At 74.1% G+C, this 3,958-nt stretch carries 2 protein-coding genes and 1 pseudogene; all 3 read left to right on the top strand.

Features of this window, described 5'->3' with window-relative positions:
* Positions 1-1,150, top strand: a 1,150-nt coding sequence (locus ACFXA3_RS33685) for a carboxyl transferase domain-containing protein (RefSeq protein WP_385193161.1), incomplete at its 5' end; no start/stop codon positions are given.
* 26 nt (positions 1,151-1,176) lie between these two features.
* Entirely contained in the window at positions 1,177-3,300 is a 2,124-nt protein-coding gene (locus ACFXA3_RS33680; RefSeq protein WP_385193158.1) for a biotin carboxylase N-terminal domain-containing protein, read from the top strand.
* Positions 3,301-3,311: 11 nt separating this feature from the next.
* Positions 3,312-3,958 (top strand): annotated as a pseudogene (locus ACFXA3_RS33675) (hypothetical protein); the annotation flags it as partial.

The following is a 3,958-nucleotide window of genomic DNA, read 5'->3' as shown; positions in this document are numbered from 1 at the left end:
GGACGAGGTCTTCCCCGACCGGGAGCACTTCGGCCGCATCTTCTACAACCAGGCCCGGATGTCCGGCGCCGGCATCCCGCAGATCGCCGCCGTCCTCGGCTCCTGCACGGCGGGCGGCGCGTACGTCCCGGCGATGAGCGACGAGGCCGTCATCGTCCGCGGCCAGGGCACGATCTTCCTCGGCGGCCCGCCGCTGGTGAAGGCCGCGACCGGCGAGGTGGTCACGGCCGAGGAGCTCGGCGGCGGCGAGGTCCACTCCCGGACCTCCGGCGTCACCGACCACCTCGCGGAGGACGACGCGCACGCGCTGCGGATCGTACGGAACATCGTGGCGACCCTGCCCGAGCGCGGGGCCCTGCCCTGGTCGGTCGAGGCTCCCGAGGAGCCGAAGGTGGACCCGTACGGGCTGTACGGCGCGGTGCCGGTCGACTCGCGCACCCCGTACGACGCCCGCGAGGTCATCGCGCGGATCGTGGACGGCTCCCGCTTCCAGGAGTTCAAGGCGGAGTACGGGCAGACGCTGGTCACCGGCTTCGCCCGGATCCACGGCCACCCCGTCGGCATCGTCGCCAACAACGGCATCCTGTTCTCCGAATCCGCCCAGAAGGGCGCGCACTTCATCGAACTGTGCGACCAGCGCGGGATCCCGCTCCTCTTCCTCCAGAACATCTCGGGCTTCATGGTCGGCCGCGACTACGAGGCCGGCGGCATCGCCAAGCACGGCGCCAAGATGGTCACGGCCGTGGCCTGCACCCGCGTCCCGAAGCTCACCGTGGTCGTCGGCGGCTCGTACGGCGCGGGCAACTACTCGATGTGCGGCCGGGCCTACTCGCCCCGCTTCCTGTGGATGTGGCCCAACGCCAAGATCTCCGTGATGGGCGGCGAGCAGGCGGCGTCCGTGCTCGCCACCGTCAAGCGCGACCAGATCGAGGGCGCCGGCCAGGAGTGGCCCGCCGAGGACGAGGAGGCCTTCAAGGCCCCGGTCCGCGCCCAGTACGAGGAACAGGGCAACGCCTACTACGCCACCGCGCGGCTGTGGGACGACGGGGTCATCGACCCGATGGAGACCCGGCAGGTGCTGGGACTGGCCCTGACCGCGTGCGCGAACGCCCCCCTGGGCGACTCCGCTTTCGGCATCTTCCGTATGTGACGTGATGTGACGTGAGGACCTCTTCGATGTTCAGCACTGTTCTGGTCGCGAACCGGGGCGAGATCGCGGTACGCGTCATCCGCACCCTGCGGGAGCTCGGCATCCGCTCGGTGGCCGTCTTCAGCGACGCGGACGCGGACGCCCGTCACGTCCGGGAGGCCGACACGGCCGTCCGGATCGGCCCGGCGGCCGCCGCCGAGAGCTACCTGTCGGTGGAGAAGCTGCTCGACGCGGCCCGCCGCACCGGCGCCGAGGCCGTCCACCCCGGCTACGGCTTCCTCGCCGAGAACGCGGCCTTCGCCGCGGCGTGCGCGGAGGCCGGACTGGCCTTCATCGGGCCGCCGGCCTCGGCGATCTCCCTGATGGGCGACAAGATCCGGGCCAAGGAGACCGTGAAGGCGGCCGGGGTCCCGGTCGTGCCCGGCTCCTCGGGCAGCGGCCTGTCGGACGCCGAACTGGTCGCGGCCGCCGCGGAGATCGGCATGCCGGTGCTGCTCAAGCCCTCGGCGGGCGGCGGCGGCAAGGGCATGCGCCTGGTCCGGGACGCCGCGCTGCTGGGCGAGGAGATCGCGGCGGCGCGCCGCGAGGCCCGGTCCTCCTTCGGCGACGACACGCTGCTCGTGGAGCGGTGGGTGGACCGGCCCCGGCACATCGAGATCCAGGTGCTGGCGGACGCGCACGGGAACGTGGTGCACCTCGGCGAGCGCGAGTGCTCCCTCCAGCGGCGCCACCAGAAGGTGATCGAGGAGGCCCCGTCGGTCCTGCTGACCCCGCAGATCCGGGCGGCGATGGGCGCGGCGGCCGTGGAGGCGGCGCGCTCCTGCGGGTACGTCGGCGCGGGCACGGTGGAGTTCATCGTGCCGGGCGGGGACCCGTCCTCGTACTACTTCATGGAGATGAACACCCGCCTCCAGGTCGAGCACCCGGTGACGGAGCTGATCACGGGCCTGGACCTGGTCGAGCAGCAGCTGCGGGTGGCCGCGGGCGCGGAACTCGGCTTCGGCCAGGACGACGTCACCCTGACCGGCCACGCCATCGAGGCCCGCGTCTGCGCCGAGGACCCGGCGCGCGGGTTCCTGCCGTCCGGCGGTACGGTGCTGGCGCTGTCCGAGCCCTCGGGCGGTGCGGTGCGCACGGACTCGGGGCTGCTGGCCGGGGTGGACACGGGCTCCACGTACGACCCGATGCTGTCGAAGGTCATCGTCCACGGCCCCGACCGGGCGACGGCCCTGCGCATGCTGCGGTCCGCCCTCGCCGACACCGTCATCCTGGGCGTCCAGACCAACGCGGGTTTCCTGCGCAGGCTGCTGGCGCACCCGGACGTGGTGTCCGGGAACCTGGACACGGGGCTGGTGGAGCGGGACCTGTCCGGCCTGCTCCCGGACGGCGTGCCGCCCGAGGTGTACGCGGCGGCGGCCCTGCTGTCGCTCCCCCGGCCCGCCCCTTCCCGGAACCCCGCCGGGGGCTCGGGGGGTCAGGGCTGGGTGGACCCGTTCGGGTCCGCCGACGGCTGGCGCCTGGGCGGCACCCCGGCCTGGACGGTGCACCACTTCCGCCTCCCGGGCCAGGATCCGGTCCGGGTCCGTACCCGGTCCGCGGAGCCGGGTTCCGGCTCCGGCCCCGCCACGGAGCTCCTGCTGGCCGACGTCTCCGACGCGACCGCCGGGCCGCACCAGGCCCCGCCGGCGATCGGGGCACGGGGTGCGGGGCAGAGCGCGGGCGCACCGGCCCGTGGCCGGATCGTCAGCCGCACCACCGACACCGTCACCCTCGAACTCGACGGGGTCACCCACCGGTTCAGCCACGCCGCCTCCCCGGAGGGGACCTGGCTGGGCCGCGACGCGGACAGCTGGCACGTACAGCGGCACGACCCCGTCGAGGCTGCCCTCAGCGGGCGCGGCCACGCGGGCGCCGACACCCTCGCCGCCCCCATGCCCGGCACCGTCACGGTCGTCAAGGTGGCCGTCGGGGACCAGGTGGTGGCCGGGCAGAGCCTGCTCGTCGTCGAGGCGATGAAGATGGAGCACGTCATCGCCGCCCCGCACGCCGGCACGGTCACCGAGCTCGACGTCTCCCCCGGCACGACCGTCGCCATGGACCAGGTGCTGGCCGTCGTCACCCCCGACGAGGAAGAGGAGGCGGCCGCGTGAACGGGCTGCCCATGACCGTCCCGGCCCCCGAGCTGCCGCCGCGCGTCCGCATCCACGAGGTCGGCGCCCGCGACGGACTGCAGAACGAGAAGACGGCCGTACCGACCGAGGTGAAGGCCGAGTTCATCCACCGGCTCGCCGCCGCCGGGCTCACCACCATCGAGGCCACCAGCTTCGTGCACCCCAAGTGGGTCCCGCAGCTCGCCGACGCCGAGCAGCTCTTCCCGCAGCTCGCCGACGTGACGGCGCACCTGCCCGTGCTGGTCCCCAACGAGCGCGGCCTCGACCGCGCGCTCGCACTGGGGGCGACCCGTATCGCCGTGTTCGGCTCGGCGACCGAGACCTTCGCCTCCCGCAACCTCAACCGGACCGTCGCCGAGTCCCTCGCGATGTTCGAGCCCGTCGTGGCCCGGGCGAAGCAGGGCAGGGCGCACGTCCGCGGCTACCTCTCCATGTGCTTCGGCGACCCCTGGGAAGGCGCGGTCCCGGTCCACCAGGTCGTCCGCGTGGCCAAGGCCCTGCTCGACCTCGGCTGTGACGAGCTGAGCCTCGGCGACACCCACCGCGGCGCCCCCCCCGGCCCAGGCCACGCCCCCCCCCGCCAGCGCACCCCGGGGGGCGGGCCCCCCCACCCGCACCGCGGGGCCCAGCCCCACCC

The sequence above is a fragment of the Streptomyces sp. NPDC059456 genome, assembly GCF_042750055.1.
Taxonomy (GTDB): Bacteria; Actinomycetota; Actinomycetes; order Streptomycetales; family Streptomycetaceae; genus Streptomyces.
Note: the sequence above shows the minus strand (reverse complement) of the source record. Positions and strands in the feature narration are given on the sequence as shown.

What these genes read in the sequence shown, in the direction of transcription:
- ACFXA3_RS33680 (WP_385193158.1), top strand. Translation starts at nt 1,177, where the DNA reads ATGTTCAGCACTGTTCTGGTCGCGAACCGGGGCGAGATCGCGGTACGC.